Genomic DNA, 17,413 nt, shown 5'->3' on the forward strand with positions numbered 1-17,413 from the left:
GGGGCATTCACGGCGACCCGGTGCGGGACCCGCCGCTACTCTGCGCCGACCCGCTCCAGCAGGGCCACCGGCAGCACCTCGAACAGCTCCGCCACCGGTACCTCGCCCGTGAACTCCAGGTCCCCGCCGAGGGCATCGGCCCACCGCCCGGCCGGCAGGGCCAGCCGGGTGCCGGCCCAGCCCCCGGCCTCGGCGAGCCGCAGCGACAGCCGTGTGACCGCCGTGACCACCGCGCCCGACCGCGCGAACGCCACGCAGTGCCCGGCCGCCGGCCCGTCCGCCGCCAGCGGCACGTACGTCCCCGCGTCCCCGAACACCTCCGGCCGTCGCCGCCGCAGCCGCAGCGCGGCCACGGTGACCCGGTGCTTGTCCGACTCCCCGTCCCGCGGGGCGAACGGCGCCCGGTTGTCCGGGTCCACCAGCGCCCGGTACTCGCCCTCCGTGCCCTGGTAGACGTCCGGCACGCCCGGCATGGTCAGCTGCACCAGGGCCGCACCGAGAGCGTTCGCACGAATGTACGGCTCCAGCTCGGCCCGCAGCCGCTCGGTGACCCGTGTGTCCACCGCCGGGCCCCGTGCCGTGAACTCGGCGACCGCCCTCTCGTACTCCGGGTCCTGCTCGGTCCAGGAGGTGTGCAGCCCCGCCTCCCGCACATGCTTGAGCAGCGCGCCCTCCAGCCGCTCCGCCTCGGCCGGCCCGAGACCGAACGCCGTCTGCCACGCGGCCCACGCCAGCTGCGCGTCCGGCACCCCGGCGCCGTCCCGCGTCACCTCCGCCAGCGTGCCGGCCCACCGTTCGGGGCATTCGCCGAGCACGGCGATGGCCGCCCGGACGTCCGCGCTGCGCTTGGTGTCGTGCGTCGACAGCACCGTCCCGGTGACCGGCCAGTCCCGCTGCACCCGCGCGCAGTAGGCGTGGAAGTCCGCGGGGGAGACGGCCGGGCTCCCCGGATTCCCGCCCACCTCGTTCGCGGACAGCAGCGGCACGTAGCGGTAGAACGCCGTGTCCTCCACCGACTTGGCCCGCAGCGCCGACGAGGTCTGCGCGAACCGCGTCCGGAACTCCACCTGCTCCGGCCCGTCCCCGAACCGCCCCAGCACCAGATCCCGTACGACGTCCACCGCCCGCGCCTCCTCGGGCACCACGAACGCCGTACGCGCCTGAGCGGCGGCCTCCTCGGTGACGACCAGGGAGGCGTCCTCGGAGGCGTACGGCCGGTATACCTCCATCCGGACGAGCAGCTCGCACAGCGCGGTGCGCAGCGCCCACGGCGCGCGGTCGCGCAGCACCAGCTCCTGGGAGCGCTCGCACAGCCCGTGTGCCACCCGGGTGAGCCTGTCCACCTCCGCCGCCAGCTCGTGGGCGAGCACCTGGTGGGCGGCTCGCCGCACGGTCGCCGCCCAGTCGCCGCCCCGGTCCGGCTGGGCCGCGGTGAACCGCCGGTACCGGCCCAGCAGCTCGTCCGCCCCCGACGGGTCCGTGAACAGCCCGTCGACGTGCCGCAGCGCGTCGTACCCGGTGGTTCCCGCGACCGGCCACGCCGCCGGCAGCGCCTCGCCGTCCGCCAGGATCTTCTCGACGACGGTCCACCGGCCGCCGGTGGCCTCGTGCAGCTGGCGCAGATAGGCGTCGGGGTCGGCGAGGCCGTCGGGATGATCGACCCGCAGCCCGTCGACGACGCCCTCGTGGAGCAGCTCCAGGATCTTCGCGTGGGTCGCCGCGAACACCTCCGGCTCCTCCACCCGCACCCCGATCAGTTCCGAGATGCTGAAGAACCGCCGGTAGTTCAGCTCCGTGCGGGCCAGCCGCCACCACACCGGGCGGTACCACTGCGCGTCCAGCAGCTGCGGCAGCGGCAGCTTCTCGGTGCCCTCCCGCAGCGGCAGGACGTGGTCGTAGTACCGCAGCTCCTGTCCGTCCACGACGAACTGCTCGATCTCGTCACCCAGCGGCCCCCCGAGCACCGGCAGCAGCACCTGTCCGCCCCGCGCCTCCCAGTCGATGTCGAACCACCGCGCGTACGCCGACCCCGGCCCCTCCCGCAGCACCTCCCACAGCGGCCGGTTGTGCCGGGGCGCCATCGCCATGTGGTTCGGCACGATGTCCACGACCAGCCCCAGCCCGTGCTCCCGGGCCACCCGGGCCAGCTCCCGCAGCCCCTCCTCGCCCCCCAGTTCGCCCCGCACCCGCCCGTGATCGACCACGTCGTAGCCGTGCCCCGACCCCGGCACCGCCTCCAGCACCGGGGACAGATGCAGATGCGACACCCCGAGGGAGGCGACGTACGGCACGGCGTCCACCGCGGCGGCGAACGGGAACGAGGGCTGAAGCTGAAGCCGGTAGGTGGCGGAAGGCACGACAGGAGTCATAAGGACCTACGTACCCGCCCGACGGCGGTTGGAGCGCCAGACACGCGAGGGCGCCCGCCGCTTTCGGCCTGTGGGGCCTCAGGCCGGCCGCCGCAGCACCGCCAGGCTCCGGTCCACCAGTGTCACCCGCTCCCCGGCACCCACCTTCGGCCCGTCCTCGGGGACCGCGTCGTCCCGCCCCGTGTCCACGACCACCTGCCACTGCCGCCCGTGGTTGACGGGCACCACGAACTCCAGCGGCTCGGCCGAGGCGTTGACCATCAGCAGGAACGAGTCGTCGGTGATCCGCTCCCCGCGCGCGCCCGGCTCGGAGATCGCGTTGCCGTTGAGGAACACGGTCAGCGCCCCTGCCCGGGCCGAGTCCCAGTCCCGCTGGGTCATCTCCCGGCCCTCCGGGGTGAACCAGGCGATGTCCGAGAGCTCGTCGTGCGTGCCCTCCACGGGCCGCCCGTGGAAGAACCGCCGCCGCCGGAAGACCGGATGGTCCTTGCGCAGCCAGACCATCGCGCGGGTGAAGGCCGGCAGATCCGCGAAGGCGTCGGCCCCCTCACCGTCGCCCTCGGACGGCCACGGCACCCACGACAGCTCGTTGTCCTGGCAGTACGCGTTGTTGTTGCCCCGCTGCGTCCGGGCGAACTCGTCGCCGTGGCTGAGCATCGGCACGCCCTGCGAGAGCATCAGAGTGGCGATGAAGTTCCGCATCTGGCGGACCCGCAGTCCGAGCACCTCGGGATCGTCCGTCTCGCCCTCGGCCCCGCAGTTCCACGACCGGTTGTGGCTCTCGCCGTCCCGGTTCTCCTCGCCGTTGGCGTCGTTGCGCTTGTGGTCGTAGGACACGAGGTCCCGCATCGTGAAGCCGTCGTGGCAGGTCACGAAGTTGATGGAGGCCAGCGGGCGCCGACCGTCGTCCTGGTAGAGGTCGGACGAGCCGGTCAGCCGCGACGCGAACTCGGCCAGGGTGCGCGGCTCGCCGCGCCACAGGTCCCGCACGGTGTCCCGGTACTTGCCGTTCCACTCGGTCCACAGCGGCGGGAAGTTCCCCACCTGGTAGCCGCCCTCGCCCACGTCCCAGGGCTCGGCGATCAGCTTCACCTGGGAGACCACCGGGTCCTGCTGGACCAGGTCGAAGAACGACGACAGCCGGTCCACCTCGTGGAACTGCCGGGCCAGGGTGGCGGCCAGGTCGAAGCGGAACCCGTCCACGTGCATCTCGGTGACCCAGTACCGCAGCGAGTCCATGATCAGCTGGAGGACGTGCGGGGACCGCATCAGCAGCGAGTTACCGGTCCCCGTGGTGTCCATGTAGTAGCGGGGGTCGTCCGTCAGCCGGTAGTACGACGGGTTGTCGAGGCCGCGGAACGACAGCGTCGGACCCAGGTGGTTGCCCTCGGCCGTGTGGTTGTAGACCACGTCCAGGATCACCTCGATCCCGGCCTCGTGCAGCGCCCGTACCGCCGACTTGAACTCCAGCACCTGCTGCCCCCGGTCGCCCCAGGAGGCGTAGGCGTTGTGCGGGGCGAAGAAGCCGATCGTGTTGTAGCCCCAGTAGTTGTTGAGGCCCATGTCGACCAGCCGGTGGTCGTTCACGAACTGGTGGACGGGCATCAGCTCCAGCGCGGTGACACCCAGCTCCGTCAGGTGCTCGATGACCGCCGGGTGGGCGAGCGCGGCGTACGTACCGCGCAGTTCCTCGGGGAGCCCCGGGTGCCGCATGGTGAGGCCCTTGACATGGGCCTCGTAGATCACCGTGTGGTGGTACTCGGTGCGGGGCCGCCGGTCGTCGCCCCAGTCGAAGTAGGGGTTGACCACGACCGACGTCATCATGTGCGGGGCGGAGTCCAGGTCGTTGCGCTCGTCGGGCGCCCCGAAGTGGTAGCCGTAGACCTCCTCACCCCAGCTGACCGAGCCGCTGATCGCACGCGCGTACGGGTCGAGGAGCAGCTTCGCGGAGTTGCAGCGCAGCCCGCGCTCCGGTGCGTAAGGGCCGTGCACACGGAATCCGTACCGCTGCCCGGGCATCACGCCCGGCAGATACGCGTGCCGTACGAACGCGTCCGTCTCCCGCAGTTCCACCGCCGTCTCGGAGCCGTCGTCGTGCAGCAGACACAGCTCGACTCGGTCCGCGGCCTCCGAGAAGACCGCGAAGTTGGTGCCGGCGCCGTCGTATGTGGCACCGAGCGGATACGCCTGTCCCGGCCAGACCTGCATGGACACCACTCTTCCCGTTGTCGCGCGCCGCCGGGGCGACCGTCGAAGGGAGTCTCCCCCAAAGTGGGGAGGCATCGACGGCATATGTCTTTCTTGCCGCAGGGTCGTGCCTCACCCCCCTTCGGGGCCGGGGATATGAATCGGCCCACTCCGGCACCTCCGGGAAGCGGAACCCCCGTGAGACATGCGGGGGTTGAGAAACGACCTGTCCATCGGGCTGCACCGCCACCCGCTCCCGGAGTACCCTTCCTTGATCGTTGAGTAGGGGTGAAGCTCGGGGGAGCGGAAGGCGGTGCGTGGGTGGGCTCGGGAGGGCTGGAGTTGCCTCCTGGTGACGAGGGTCACGAGGGGAACTCCACAGATGTCCCACCCGGCGCGGTGTCCCTGGCACGGCCGATGGAGACGGGATCCATCGGTCCGGAACTGGACTGGAACGCCGACGCCTGGCTCGAAGTGCGTACGCGCGCCCAGCGGGCCGGCCGCGCCTACATCTGGCTGAACCTCGTCGAACAGCGGCTGCGCGCCGTCGTGGCCGCCGTGCTGCGCCCCGTCTACGAGCCGGTCCACGGCGACGACTGGGTGGTGGCCGCCGCCGGACCCGCCGGCCAGGAGTGGGTGCAGCGCGCCGTCGCGGTGCGCGAGGTCAGCCGCCGCAAGGGCTATCTGCTCGACCCGGCCGACGACAACGTCCTCAGCTTCCTCACGCTGCCCCAGCTGCGCGAGCTGATGGTCCAGCACTGGCCCTGCTTCGAGCCGTACGTCGACGAGCGGCGCGATGTGGAGCTGGCCCTCGACGAGCTGGAGGTCACCCGGAACGTCGTCTCCCGCAACCGGGCCCTGTCCGAGGCCGTCCTCGCCCAGGCCGAACGGGCCTCGGCGAAGCTGCTGGAGATACTCGGCGCGGGCAGCGACGTCCCCTCGGCGCGCCGGCTGCCCGTCGACGCGGTGGAGGACCTCGTCGGCGACCGGTACGCGGACGTCGTCGCCGTCCACCCCGACCGGGTGCGGCTGCTGCGGCAGTTCCCCGCCGAGGACCTCTTCGGCGGCGCCCGCCGCCTCGACGCCATCGGTATCGGGCTCAATCTGCTGGTGCAGAACTTCTCCGGGCGCCGGCTGGTCCGGCTCGCCGAGTCCGGGTGCCGTGTCCGGCTGCTGTTCCTCAACCCGGCCTCCAGCGCGGTCAAGCGCCGGGAGCGCGAACTCGGCATGAAGCGGGGCGAACTCAGCCGGGCGGTCGAGATGAACATCCTGCACATGCGCCGGGTCCGTTCCCGGCTGCGCGACCCTGGCGCCTTCGAGATCCAGGTCTACGACGAGACGCCCCGCTTCACCGCCTATCTCGTGGACGGCGACGGCTCGGACGGCGTCGCCGTCGTCCAGACGTATCTGAGCCGCGCCCGCGGCATGGAGGCGCCCGTGCTGGTGCTGCGCGGCGGCCACCGGGTACTCAAGGCGAACGAGAACGGCGAAGTCGGGCTTTTCGATACATACCGCGAGGAGTTCGAAGTGGCCTGGGCCGACTCGCGCCCGGTGTCATGACCCGCGCCGCGCCCCCGCGCCGGGCCTGTACCGGCCTTCTCACCGGCCCCCGGAGCGCCTGCCGGGCGACGACAAGCGGAACGCGGTCCTCGGATTGTCAGTGGCGCATGCGATGGTGGTGACCACTGGGGGAAAGCACCACCGAGAAGGGGGGCCAGCATGGGTTGGCACCGGCAGCTGCTGATCGGCTTCGACCTGGAGACCACCGGGACGGACCCGCGCGAGGCGCGCATCGTCACCGGGGCGGTGATCGAGGTCAAGGACGGGGAGCCGGTCGGCCACCGGGAGTGGCTCGCCGACCCGGGCATGGAGATCCCGGAGGAGGCGGTGGCGGTGCACGGCATCACCAACGCCCGCGCGACCGCCGACGGCAGACCGGCCGACCAGGTCGCCGACGCCATCGCCGACGTCCTCGTCTCCTACTGGAAGACCGGCGTCCCCGTCGTGGCGTACAACGCGGCCTTCGACCTCACCCTGCTCTCCGCGGAGTTGCGCCGCCACGGCCTGCCGTCCCTGCGGGACCGCCTGGGCGGCCAGGACCCCGCACCGGTCATCGACCCGTACACCATCGACCGCTCGGTGGACCGCTACCGCCGGGGCAAACGCAATCTCGAAGCGGTCTGCGCCGAGTACGGCGTCGCTCTCGACGCCGCGCACGACGCCTCCGCCGACGCCCTGGCAGCCGCGCGGCTCGCCCGCGCCATAGCCGGCCGCCACCCGAAGGTGGCCGCCCTCGGCCCCGCCGAGCTCCATCGCCGTCAGATCGAGTGGTACGCGGAATGGGCGGCCGACTTCCAGGACTTCCTCCGCCGCAAGGGCAACGCGGACGCGGTGGTGGACGCGACCTGGCCGTTGCGCGAGCCCGCGGACGAATCGGTCCGATAGACCGGCCACCCGGCCACCCACCCAGGGGGAGTGAACAGCCGGATGATTTCACTGCGCGAGATCCAGGACAGCGATGTGCCCCGTTTCTGGGCGCACCAGTCCGACCCGGAGGCGCGGCAGGCCGCCGCCTTCACCGGGAAACACCACTACGACCGGGCGGCGTTCGACGCCCACTGGGCGAGGATCCGTGCCGACGCCGGCATCGTGCAGCGCACGATCCTGGCCGGCGACGCGGTCGTCGGTCATGTCGCGGTCTTCGGCCCGCCGGACGAACGCGAGGTCACCTACTGGATCGACCGGGCCCACTGGGGCAGGGGTATCGCCACCACGGCTCTGCGGGCCTTCGTCGACCTCGTCCCGGACCGGCCGCTGTACGCCCACGCGGCCGCCGACAACACCGGCTCGATCCGGGTGCTGGAGAAGTGCGGCTTCGTCGTCACCGGCCATGACCGCGGTTTCGCCCTGGACAGGCAGGCCGAGATCGACGAAGTGGCCCTCACCCTGAGCTGACCTCCCCGGTCAGAAGGGATACCAGCGCACGGTCTCGTCCCCGTCCCGCAGCGAGGCGACCCGGCGTTCGAACTCGGCGAGCGCCCCGGGGTTGCTCGGCGCGTGCTGGGCCACCCAGGCGCAGCTGGCCGTCTCCCGGGCGCCGCGCAGCACGGAGCAGCCCTCCCATTCCCGCACGTCCCAGCCGTAGGCGGCGGTGAAGGCGTCGTACTCCTCGGCCGGCAGCCCGTAGCGGTCGTGGGAGAGCGCCATGACGACGAGGTCGTGCTCGCGCAGATCGCCGGAGAAGGTCTCCAGGTCGACCAGGAGCGGCCCGTCGGGCCCGACATGGACGTTGCGGGGGAGGGCGTCGCCGTGGATGGGGCCCGGCGGCAGACGGGGCACGAGGGCTGCCGAGGCCGCCGCGAAGCCGTCCCGGCGCTCCCGCAGATACGCCGCGTCGGCCGGGTCGACTGCGTCGCCCGCGAGCCGCAGCCAGCGCTCGACACCGCCCAGCAGGTCCCGGCGCGGCAGGTCGACCCAGGGGGAGGGCAGCGCGTGGACCAGCCGCAGCAGTTCGGCCAAATCCCGGGCGCCCGCGGGCCGTACGGAGTCGGGCAGCCGGTGCCACAGCGTCACCGGGTGCCCCTGCACGAGCAGCGCCTCGGCCTCGGCGGCCCGCACCGCCGGTACGCCCGCCTCGGCGAGCCAGGCCGCGATCCGCAGCTCACGCCGCGCCCGGTCGAGGAGCTCGGCGTCGCGGCCCACCTTGACCACCAGGTCACCGGCGGCGAACACCGCGTTCTCGCCCAGCGCGAGCAGCCGTGCGTCCCCGGCTGCACCGGGCAGCACACCCGACGCCGCCAGTACGTCCCGCGCCCGTGCCTCGTCCATCCGTCGCCTCCGTGTCCGCCCTGTCCGTACGGCCGGCGCTCCCCCGTGGGAGGTCGGGTTCGCGCCATTCCGGGCTCAGTCTCGCATTCACACAGGTAGGACCGTGTGCGCGGTGCCTTGACGGCCTGTCAGGTCCTCACACTGGCGGTCTCGGCCTGCGGAGCGCCGGTAAGACCAGGAGCGATCCCGGCGCAGCGCGAAGAAACAGGAAGCCACGGATTCCCGACCGAACCCCGTGGCGCGATGGGGGCACCCCCTGCTCGAACGTAGGTGAGAGCTTGGGGGAGGCACGGCAACAAGTCGAGAAGGCCAGAATCCTCGGGCTTCAGCCCGAGGTGCAAGTCAACCGGAGTGGAAGGACGAGGTGGCCACGCCCGCCTTCCAGGAGTACTACAGCGGCGCCGTCGGCCTCGACGAACTGCGCTAGCGCCTGGAGGAGGACGGAAGCCTGGTCCTGGCCCGCCAACAGCGCTGAGCGCCGAAAACAAAGTTGCACGAGACGTCTCGTCTCGTTTAGGGTCTTCGCATGACCTCCCACATCGCCATGTTCTCCATCGCCGCCCACGGTCACGTGAACCCGAGCCTCGATGTCATCCGGGAGCTGGTCGCGCGCGGCCATCGCGTCACCTACGCGATCCCGCCGGCGTTCGCCGAGAAGGTGGCCGCGACCGGCGCCGAGCCCAGGCTGTGGCACTCGACGCTGCCCGGCCCCGACGACGACCCCTCGGCCTGGGGGAGCGGACTGCTCGACAACGTGGAGCCCTTCCTCGACGATGCGATCCAGGCCCTGCCGCAGCTCGCCGCGGCGTACGAGGGCGACGAACCCGACCTCGTACTCCACGACATCACCGCCTACCCCGCACCCGTCCTCGCCCACCGATGGGGCGTCGAGGCGATCTCGCTCTCCCCGAACCTGGTCGCCTGGGACGGCTACGAGGAGGAGGTCGCCGAACCCATGTGGGCCGAACCGAAGAAGACCGAGCGCGGCAAGGCGTACTACGCCCGCTTCCGCGCCTGGCTGGAGGAGAACGGGATCACCGAGCACCCCGACGCGTTCGTCGGCCGCCCCGCCCGCTCCCTCGTCCTCATCCCCAAGGCGCTCCAGCCGCACGCGGACCGGGTCGACGAGACCCGCCACACCTTCGTCGGCGCCTGCCGGGGCGACCGCTCCGCAGAGGGCGGCTGGCGGCGCCCCGCCGGCGCCGGGAAGGTCCTCCTCGTCTCCCTCGGCTCGGCCTTCACCCGGCAGCCCGGCTTCTACCGCGAGTGCGTCAGGGCCTTCGGTGATCTGCCGGGCTGGCACCTGGTGCTCCAGGTCGGCCGGCACGTCGACCCGGCCGAACTGGGCGCTGTCCCGGCCAATGTGGAGGTCCGGGACTGGGTGCCGCAGCTCGCGGTCCTGGAGCAGGCCGACGCCTTCGTCACCCACGCGGGCGCGGGCGGCAGCCAGGAGGGTCTCGCCACCGCCACGCCCATGGTCGCCGTACCGCAGGCGGTCGACCAGTTCGGCAACGCCGCCATGCTCCAGTCCCTCGGTGTCGCCCGGCACCTGCCCATGGAGGAGGCGACGGCCGACACCCTGCGCGAGGCCGTGCTCTCCCTCGTCGACGACGCCGAAGTGGCGCGCCGGCTCAAGGACGTTCAGGAGGAGATGGTGCGGGAGGGGGGCACGGCGCGGGCCGCCGACCTCATCGAGGCCGCACTCGGGACCGGTCGATAGTCCGACGATGCGGGAGAAAGCGGGACGGTTGCGTTTCTACCGTGAAGTCTCGGCGCAATTTAGGTAACGGTCCGGTCGCTTCATAACGCTCGGGTAACGCCCGCCCTGCGAGGTGAGCGCACTGATCCTGTTGCCGGGTACGACCGTTACCCCTTCCGAAAGGTTGCACTCGGCACTTCTTGTACCTCGGGTGAACGGCTCCCAAGCTGGCATTGAACTCACTTCGAACGCCAGGAAGTTGACCCATGCGCCGAGACATACCCGACCTCGCAGAGGTGCGCCGCGTCACGCAGAAGAAGCGTGACGCCTGGTGGACCGTGCTCCTCGTCGACCCGGTCGCCACACCGCTGGTGCGGCTCACGGCGAAGTACACGAGGATCACGCCCAACCAGCTGACCTGGGGCGCCTTCCTGCTCGGCCTGGTGTCCGCGGCCTTCTTCGCCCTCGGCGACTGGCGCTGGCTGATCGCCGGCGCCGTCGTCTACCACCTGAGCTTCATCCTCGACTGCATGGACGGCAAGGTCGCCCGGCTCACCGGCCAGGGCTCCGTGTTCGGCGCCTGGCTCGACTTCGTCTTCGACCGCATCCGGGTGGCGGCGTGTGCGGTGGCCCTGATGGCCGGGCAGTACCACCGCACGGGCGACACCCTCTACATCTGGCTCGCCGCCGCCATCATCGGCTGCGACGCGCTGCGCTACATCAACTCCCTGGAGACCTTCAAGGTCCGGCACACCATGCGCAAGCAGATCAAGGCCCGGCTCCGCGAGGCCCGCCGCGCCGAGAACGAGCGCGAACTCGCCTTCATGGAGGACCTGCTCCGCGAGAACCCCGAGGCCGACATCGAGCAGGACCTGCGCACGGTGACCGCCGAGGCCGTCCAGTCCGCGCCGCAGGCCCAGGTCGTCGACCTCCACCAGGAGTTCCGCCGCCGCTTCCCGGCCTATCTGCGCGTACGGTCCTTCCTGCTGCGCCACCGGGTCCGTCCCCATCTGATCAGCGGTATCGAGTTCCAGATGGGCGTCTTCATGATCGGCCCGCTGCTCGACTCGGTACTGCCGGCGACCATCGCCTCCGGCGTCCTGCTCCTCGTCTTCGAACTGGCCATCATCTACAAACTGCTGCTGTCGACCCGGGACTTCACCCGCACGATCGACTCCTTCGACCGCGAGACCGTCACCGAGCCGGTCACCAGGGCGGCCTGACATCCCGAACGGCGCAGCGCGGGGCCGGGGTGCGTTCTCGCACCCCGGCCCCGCGCGACGCGAGCACAATCGGCAGGTGCGCGAGGACTGTGCCCGGCGCTCCGGGCCGATCGTGGACCACGTCTCCACCGGCGATGTCGTGGGCGACATCGCCGCCGCCAAGGCCTGTGACGCGGCCGTCAACCGTGCCGAGGACATCATCGATGACGTCCGCACCGCCTACGACGGCGGAGCGTACGGCACCGCGCCGGTCAAGGGCGACGCCACCGCCACCGCGGCGCTCAAGAGCCACAACGGGACCAAGGCGACCTGCCTGGAGGCTGGCGCTGCCTATGACGCCTACGGCCGCGAACTGAAGGTCACCGAACACTGGAAACGAAAGGTGCGAGATGAGTGAGGTCAGGGTCGAGGACGTTCCGTCCCTGCTGCTTGAATTGATTCCGGAAAGCGCCGACTTCATCGCGGAGATGTATGCCATGCCCGCACAGCGGGCAGTGCTGACCGAGGATGCCGTACTCGATCTTTATCCCCTGCTGCTCGACTGCGTCTGGCGACCGGTGCTGCTGCCACAGTTGAAGAGTTCCGCTCCCGACACGGACCTGTTGACGCGGTGTTTCGCCTTCGTGGAGCGGATCGTGGACCACTCCTCGGAGTCCGTGCGTGGCGCCGTCCACTTCAACATTCTTGAGTCGCTCCTGGACGCCGACGGGTTTGTCGAGACTGCCTTCCCGTACATGAAGGAGCGGACGCGGGGCCGTACGATCCGGATGTTGAACTCGTACGAAACCATCGTCCCCGGTGTCAACGACACATGGCGCCGCCGCTCCTGAAGGTCCTCGCGCCGGTCATGAGGCGCCCCGTTATGTCTTTCGCGGTCCTGCAAGAGGGCTGCTGGCCTCCGGGCCCGGCATGACGTTCGCCTCCTGTCGAACATGTGACCTGGGGGGTGGTGTCGCCGGGCCCGAGGGGTGCCGTCGGAGATGCTGGTGAGAGGTCCGACCGCCGCCTAAGGGTTGTCCCTCAAGTGCTGGTCACGGTTTAGATGATCTTGGTGTGGCTGGCGTGATCACGGCATCGGAACCGTCCTGGATAGCCCCGTTCACCGGGCTGAGCCCGCGTGCCATCGGGAGGCTGGTGACGGTTCGGCGGCGCGAGGGTGCGGACGCGGTCGGCAAGGGCCTTCGCTGGAGTACCGGACGCTGGTCGCGGCTTACTGGCGCGGGACGGCCCGTCAGACCCGTACCGTGTCGTCCTTCCTGGACACCGGGACCTGCTCCGGCTCCGGCGACTCGTCGTGGGTGAGGTCCGGCAGACGGTGCAGCCACTTCGGCAGGTACCAGTTGCGCTCGCCGAGCAGGGCCATCGCCGCCGGGAGGAGCACACCCCGGATGACGGTCGCGTCGATCAGGACGGCGGCCGCGAGGCCCACGCCCATCTGCTTCATGGACTGCATGGACAGCGTCCCGAAGATCGCGAAGACGGCGACCATGATCACGGCGGCACTGGTGACGACCCCCGCCGTGGTCACCACACCGTGCTGGATCGCGTCCTTCGTCGTACGGCCCTTCAGCCGCGCCTCCCGGATCCGCGAGACCACGAACACGTGGTAGTCCATCGACAGACCGAACAGGATCACGAAGAGGAACAGCGGCAGCCAGGTGATGATGGCGCCCACGCCCTCCGCGCCCACCAGCGAGGCGCCCCAGCCGTGCTGGAAGACCGCGACGAGGATGCCGTACGCGGCGCCCACCGACAGCAGGTTCAGCGCGATGGACGTCACCGCGATGGTCAGCGAGCGGAACGACAGCAGCATCAGGCCGAAGGCGAAGACCACCACGAACGCGAAGACCGGAACGACCGCTCCCCCCAACTGGTCGTTGAAGTCCTTCGAGCCGGCGACCTGACCGGTGATCGGCGCCTCGATGCCGTCCACCTTCCCGAGGGTCGCCGGGCGCACCTCGTCCCGCAGCCTGTCCAGGCTCTCGCCCGCCCTGTCGAGGTCGGAGCCGCCCACGAGCGGGACGTAGACGAAGGCGAGGTTCTGCGCGTCGTGCACCTTGATCTCGACCGGGCCGCGCGAGGCGCCCGAACTGATCGCCCGCTCACGGAAGCCGGCCAGTGCCGCCTTCACCTCGGCGGAGTTGATGTCCTTCGCCTTGACGACCACCTCGGCCGGCTCGGAGCCGCCCGGGAACGCCTCGTTGACCCGGTTGTACGTCTGCACGATCGGCAGCGAGTCGCCGAACTCCTGGTCCAGGGTGAGGTTCTGCGTCTTCATGCCGACCGCGGGAGCCGCGACGGCGAGCAGGGCACCGGCCGCGACGACGGTCGACACGACCGGCCGGGCGAGCACTCCCTTGAGGACGGCCGTCCAGAACCGGCTCTCGCGGTTGACGCCGCCCCGGTTGCGACGGAGCTTGCTCTGCGGGTGCAGGAAGGGGATCTTGCCCTTCTCGACCCGCTCGCCCAGCAGCGACAGCAGCGCGGGAAGCACCGTCACCGACCCGACCATGGCGACCGCCACGACCATCAGCGAGGCCAGACCCATCGCCTCGAACTCGGCGAGACCGGTGAACAGCATGCCCGCCATCGCCACACACACCGTGACACCGGAGACGATGATCGCGCGGCCGCTGGTGGCGGCGGCGACCCTGAGGGCGGTCTGCGCGTCTCGGCCGGCCTCGCGCTCCTCGCGCTCACGGCGCAGATAGAAGAGGCAGTAGTCGACGCCGACGGCCAGACCCACGAGCAGCATCACCGAGTTGGCGGTGTCGCTCATCGGCATCACATGGCTGACGATGGCCATGAGCCCCATCGTCGCCATGATCGCCGTGAGGGCCAGGGCCACCGGAAGCAGCGCCGCCACGACCGCGCCGAAGGCGATCAGCAGAATGCCGAGGGCCACCGGGACGGCGGAGTACTCGGCCTTCTGGAAGTCGTCCCCGTAAGCGTCGGCGAACGTCTTCATCATGCTCGCGCCGCCGATCTCCTCGATCCGCACCGACGCGTGCTCCTCCTGCACCCCCTCGACGGCCTTCAGCACCGGCTCGATGCGCTCACCGGCGGTCTCCGACTCGCCCTTCACATCGAACTGCACGAGCGCGCTGCGCCCGTCCTTCGAGATCGTCCGGGTGTCGTACGGCGAGGTGATGCCGCTTGCCTCCCCGGTGCCCTCGACCGCCTCGATCACCGCGTCCACGGCGCCCCGGAACTCCGCGTCGGTGGCCTTGAGCCCCGTGTCCCTCGCCTGGATCAGGACCGACTCGCCGGCCGGTTCCTCGATCCCCGCCTCCTCGATGATGCGGGCGGCCGTACTGGTCTCGCCCTGGAGCTGGTCGCTGTTCCGGACGTCGACCCGGCCCGCCGCCGAGCCGAGCCCCATCGCCAGGACCACGAACAGCACCCAGATCCCCACGGCCGCCCATCGGTGCCGGGCGCTCCAGCCACCGGCCCGGGCGGCGATTCCCCGCACCCGTACGTCTCCGTTCCCCATGACGGGCAAGCCCCCTCGTGAGCGGTGGCGACCCCCTGCCGCCACCTTTCGTATCGAAGGTATGGGCCACATAAAGCCATCTCGTCGTACTGCCCGGTGAACCCGTGGCCCGGCGCCTCCACCCCTCGGACCCCGCCGCCTCCCCACCAGGGAGGACAGTGGCCCCTTACACCTATCCCGCGCTCTCGGGGCCCCGCCTCAGGGGCGCGCCCGCCCGGACAGGGCGTACGACAGGTGCCGACGTGCCTATCGTGACCCCATGACGACGTACGCCGCGCTGCTGCGCGGGATCAACGTGGGCGGCAGCAAGAAGGTCCCGATGGCCGACCTCCGCAGGCTGCTGACGGGCCTCGGGTACGACGCCGTGGCCACCTATCTCCAGAGCGGCAACGCGGTCTTCGCCAGTGACCGCGGCGACGAGGACTCCCTCGCCGCCGAGATCACCGCCGCCATTGAGAAGCACTTCGGCTTCAGCGTGGACGTCCTGGTGCGCGACCACGCCTATCTGGAGGCGGTCCGGGCCGACTGCCCTTTCCCGGCGGCCGAGCTGGAGGGCAGGCAACTGCACGTGACCTACTTCTCCGAGCGGGTGGGGGAGGACCGCTTCGCCGGGCTGGACCGAGCGGCCTTCCTCCCGGAGGAGTTCAGGCTCGGCGACCGGGCGCTGTACCTGTATGCCCCCGACGGCCTCGGCCGTTCCAGGCTGGCGGAGGCGCTGGCGAAGCCGCGCCTGCTGAAGGGGCTGATCGCGACCACCCGCAACTGGAACACCGTCGTGAAGTTGGCCGAGCTGACCTCGACCGGGAGCTGACCGTGCGCTACCTCGTCATCGGAGCCGGCGCGGTCGGCGGCGCGATAGGCGGGCGCCTGGCCCAGGCCGGCCACGAGGTCGTCCTCGTCGCCCGCGGCGCCCAGTACACGGCCCTGCGGGAACACGGCCTCCGCCTCAGGACCCCGGACGGCGACCACACCCATCCCCTCCCCACGGTGGACGGCCCCGCCGCGCTCGGTGCGCTGCGCCCCGACGACGTCCTGCTCCTCGCCGTCAAGACCCAGGACACCGAGGCGGCCCTCGCGACCTGGGGCCCCGCCCCGGTGGCCGGCGGCGGCACGGCGGCCGAGCGCCTCCCCCTGGTCTGCGCGCAGAACGGCGTGGAGAGCGGACGGCTCGCCCTCCGCCGCTTCCGGCGCGTGTACGGCGTCTGCGTATGGCTGCCCGCCACCTTCGTCGAGCCGGGCGTCGTCTCGGCGGCCGGCGCCCCGCTCACCGGCATGCTCCACCTCGGCCGCCACCCGCACGGCACCGACGAGACGGCCCACCGCATCGCCGCCGACCTGGAGAGGTCCCGGTTCGAGGCGCCCGTCGTCCCGGACGTGCGGCGCTGGCAGTACGCCAAGCTGCTCGGCAACCTCGGCAACGCCCTCGAAGCACTGAGCGGCCCCGTCGACGGCGAGGAGGCCCGGGCGCTGTACGCCAGGGTGCGCGCGGAGGGCGAGCGGGTGCTCGACGCCGCGGGGATCGCGTACGTGAGCGCCGAGGAGCAGCGGAGGGTGAGGGGCGACAAGATCACCCTGGTGCCGCTGGACGGCACCCCGCGCGGCGGCGGCTCCTCCTGGCAGTCCCTCACCCGGGGCACCGGCACCATCGAGGCCGACCACCTCAACGGCGAGATCGTCCTCCTCGGCCGGCTGCACGGCGTACCGACCCCGCTGAACGAGCTGCTGCAACGCCTCGCGAACACCTTCGCCCGAGAGCGCAGGGCAGCCGGTTCGATGCCGGTCGCGGAGCTGGTGAGGAGGGCGGACGAGGCGGAGCGGACCAACCTGGCGGAGGGGATGGAGTAGGAGGCGGACACGGCGGAGCGAGCGGGACGGGCCGGCCGCCGGCGACGGTGTCGCGTTTGTTCAAGAGCCGTGAGCGCCCCGTCCCTAGCGTGGGGCGCATGAAGAGCCACGACTCGTACCCCTACATGGTCGAATGCGCCGCCGAGGCGGCCCGTGTCGCACGGGGCGTCACGGCGGCGCAGCTCGCCCTCCCCACCCACTGCCCCGACTGGGACGTCCGCGCCCTGGTCAACCACTGGGTCCTCTACACCTCGCACGGCCTGGAGCACCGCGCCCGGCGCACCCCGCTCCCCGAGGAGCTGACGAAGCGGGACTTCACCGCCGACGCCGACTGGGCCGACGCGTACGCCGCCCAACTGGACCGGGCGGTCGCGGCCTGGGCCGACCCGGCGCTCTGGGACGGCGACATCGACCTCGGCATGGGCCCGCTGCCGGCCGCCGACCTCGCCGGCATGATCATCAAGGAGATGGCCGTCCACGGCTGGGACGTCGCCACGGTCACCGGCCAGGATTTCCGCATCTCGGAGGAGACGGCCCGCTTCGTCCTCGGCGTCGTCGAAACCCACGGCGAGCTCTACCGCCGGTACGACGGCTTCGCGGCCCCGGTGCCCGCGCCGTCGGACGCCCCGACGTTCCACCGGGCGCTGGCGTCGAGCGGCCGTGACCCGAAGCGCGGTGCTCCGGTCGGCACCGCCCCGGGAACTGACGGAAAACCGATGGACGGCCCGACCGGAGACGACGTACTGTCAGGTTCCACGCCCTGAGACGG

At 71.3% G+C, this 17,413-nt stretch carries 14 protein-coding genes and 1 pseudogene; 11 read left to right on the plus strand and 4 right to left on the minus strand.

Going from position 1 to position 17,413, the window contains the following annotated elements:
* Positions 1-35: 35 nt before the first annotated feature.
* Entirely contained in the window at positions 36-2,369 is a 2,334-nt protein-coding gene (gene treY / locus AC067N_RS35325; protein ID WP_478683031.1) for a malto-oligosyltrehalose synthase, read from the minus strand.
* A 78-nt stretch (positions 2,370-2,447) separates the two neighbouring features.
* The gene (glgX, locus tag AC067N_RS35330; RefSeq protein ID WP_478683032.1) at positions 2,448-4,577 is read right to left on the minus strand and encodes a glycogen debranching protein GlgX; all 2,130 of its coding nucleotides are present in this window, start codon (positions 4,575-4,577) and stop codon (positions 2,448-2,450) included.
* A gap of 300 nt (positions 4,578-4,877) precedes the next feature.
* Here glgX and AC067N_RS35335 point away from each other — a divergent pair, with 300 nt between their 5' ends.
* The 3 genes from AC067N_RS35335 (at position 4,878) to AC067N_RS35345 (ending at position 7,511) form a co-directional block, all read left to right on the plus strand.
* Positions 4,878-6,116: an SAV2148 family HEPN domain-containing protein gene (locus tag AC067N_RS35335; RefSeq protein WP_478683033.1), complete on the plus strand. Its 1,239-nt coding sequence runs from the start codon at positions 4,878-4,880 to the stop codon at positions 6,114-6,116.
* 159 nt (positions 6,117-6,275) lie between these two features.
* Positions 6,276-7,001 carry an exonuclease domain-containing protein gene (locus tag AC067N_RS35340; protein ID WP_478683034.1) on the plus strand — a complete coding sequence of 242 codons (726 nt, stop codon included), beginning with the start codon at positions 6,276-6,278 and terminating at the stop codon, positions 6,999-7,001.
* A gap of 42 nt (positions 7,002-7,043) precedes the next feature.
* Positions 7,044-7,511 (plus strand): GNAT family N-acetyltransferase, encoded by a 468-nt coding sequence (locus AC067N_RS35345; protein WP_478683035.1) that lies wholly within the window; start codon positions 7,044-7,046, stop codon positions 7,509-7,511.
* A gap of 9 nt (positions 7,512-7,520) precedes the next feature.
* On the opposite strand, the gene AC067N_RS35350 is transcribed toward AC067N_RS35345, so the two are convergent.
* A complete protein-coding gene (locus AC067N_RS35350) occupies positions 7,521-8,384 on the minus strand; it encodes a phosphotransferase enzyme family protein (protein ID WP_478683036.1) in 864 nt (287 codons plus the stop codon).
* A gap of 526 nt (positions 8,385-8,910) precedes the next feature.
* Here AC067N_RS35350 and mgt point away from each other — a divergent pair.
* The 5 genes and pseudogenes from mgt to AC067N_RS35375 all read left to right on the plus strand — a co-directional run.
* Positions 8,911-10,104, plus strand: coding sequence for a macrolide-inactivating glycosyltransferase (gene mgt / locus AC067N_RS35355; RefSeq protein WP_478683037.1), 1,194 nt, complete (start codon positions 8,911-8,913; stop codon positions 10,102-10,104).
* A 245-nt stretch (positions 10,105-10,349) separates the two neighbouring features.
* Positions 10,350-11,306 carry a CDP-alcohol phosphatidyltransferase family protein gene (locus AC067N_RS35360; protein WP_478683038.1) on the plus strand — a complete coding sequence of 319 codons (957 nt, stop codon included), beginning with the start codon at positions 10,350-10,352 and terminating at the stop codon, positions 11,304-11,306.
* 76 nt (positions 11,307-11,382) lie between these two features.
* A complete protein-coding gene (locus AC067N_RS35365) occupies positions 11,383-11,703 on the plus strand; it encodes a hypothetical protein (protein WP_478683039.1) in 321 nt (106 codons plus the stop codon).
* Entirely contained in the window at positions 11,696-12,136 is a 441-nt protein-coding gene (locus AC067N_RS35370; protein WP_478683040.1) for a hypothetical protein, read from the plus strand. Before AC067N_RS35365 ends, AC067N_RS35370 begins: the two co-directional genes overlap by 8 nt.
* A 223-nt stretch (positions 12,137-12,359) precedes the next feature.
* Positions 12,360-12,497 (plus strand): annotated as a pseudogene (locus AC067N_RS35375) (IS5/IS1182 family transposase); the annotation flags it as partial.
* 40 nt (positions 12,498-12,537) lie between these two features.
* Here AC067N_RS35375 and AC067N_RS35380 read toward each other — a convergent pair.
* Positions 12,538-14,799 carry an MMPL family transporter gene (locus AC067N_RS35380; protein ID WP_478683041.1) on the minus strand — a complete coding sequence of 754 codons (2,262 nt, stop codon included), beginning with the start codon at positions 14,797-14,799 and terminating at the stop codon, positions 12,538-12,540.
* A 259-nt stretch (positions 14,800-15,058) separates the two neighbouring features.
* On the opposite strand from AC067N_RS35380, the gene AC067N_RS35385 reads away from it, so the two are divergent.
* The 3 genes from AC067N_RS35385 (at position 15,059) to AC067N_RS35395 (ending at position 17,408) form a co-directional block, all read left to right on the plus strand.
* Entirely contained in the window at positions 15,059-15,610 is a 552-nt protein-coding gene (locus AC067N_RS35385) for a DUF1697 domain-containing protein (protein ID WP_478683042.1), read from the plus strand.
* Positions 15,611-15,612: 2 nt separating this feature from the next.
* Positions 15,613-16,644 (plus strand): ketopantoate reductase family protein, encoded by a 1,032-nt coding sequence (locus AC067N_RS35390; RefSeq protein ID WP_478683043.1) that lies wholly within the window; start codon positions 15,613-15,615, stop codon positions 16,642-16,644.
* 98 nt (positions 16,645-16,742) lie between these two features.
* Positions 16,743-17,408, plus strand: coding sequence for a TIGR03086 family metal-binding protein (locus tag AC067N_RS35395; RefSeq protein WP_478683044.1), 666 nt, complete (start codon positions 16,743-16,745; stop codon positions 17,406-17,408).
* Positions 17,409-17,413 lie beyond the last annotated feature (5 nt).

This window comes from Streptomyces sp. NPDC042364, assembly GCF_056437585.1.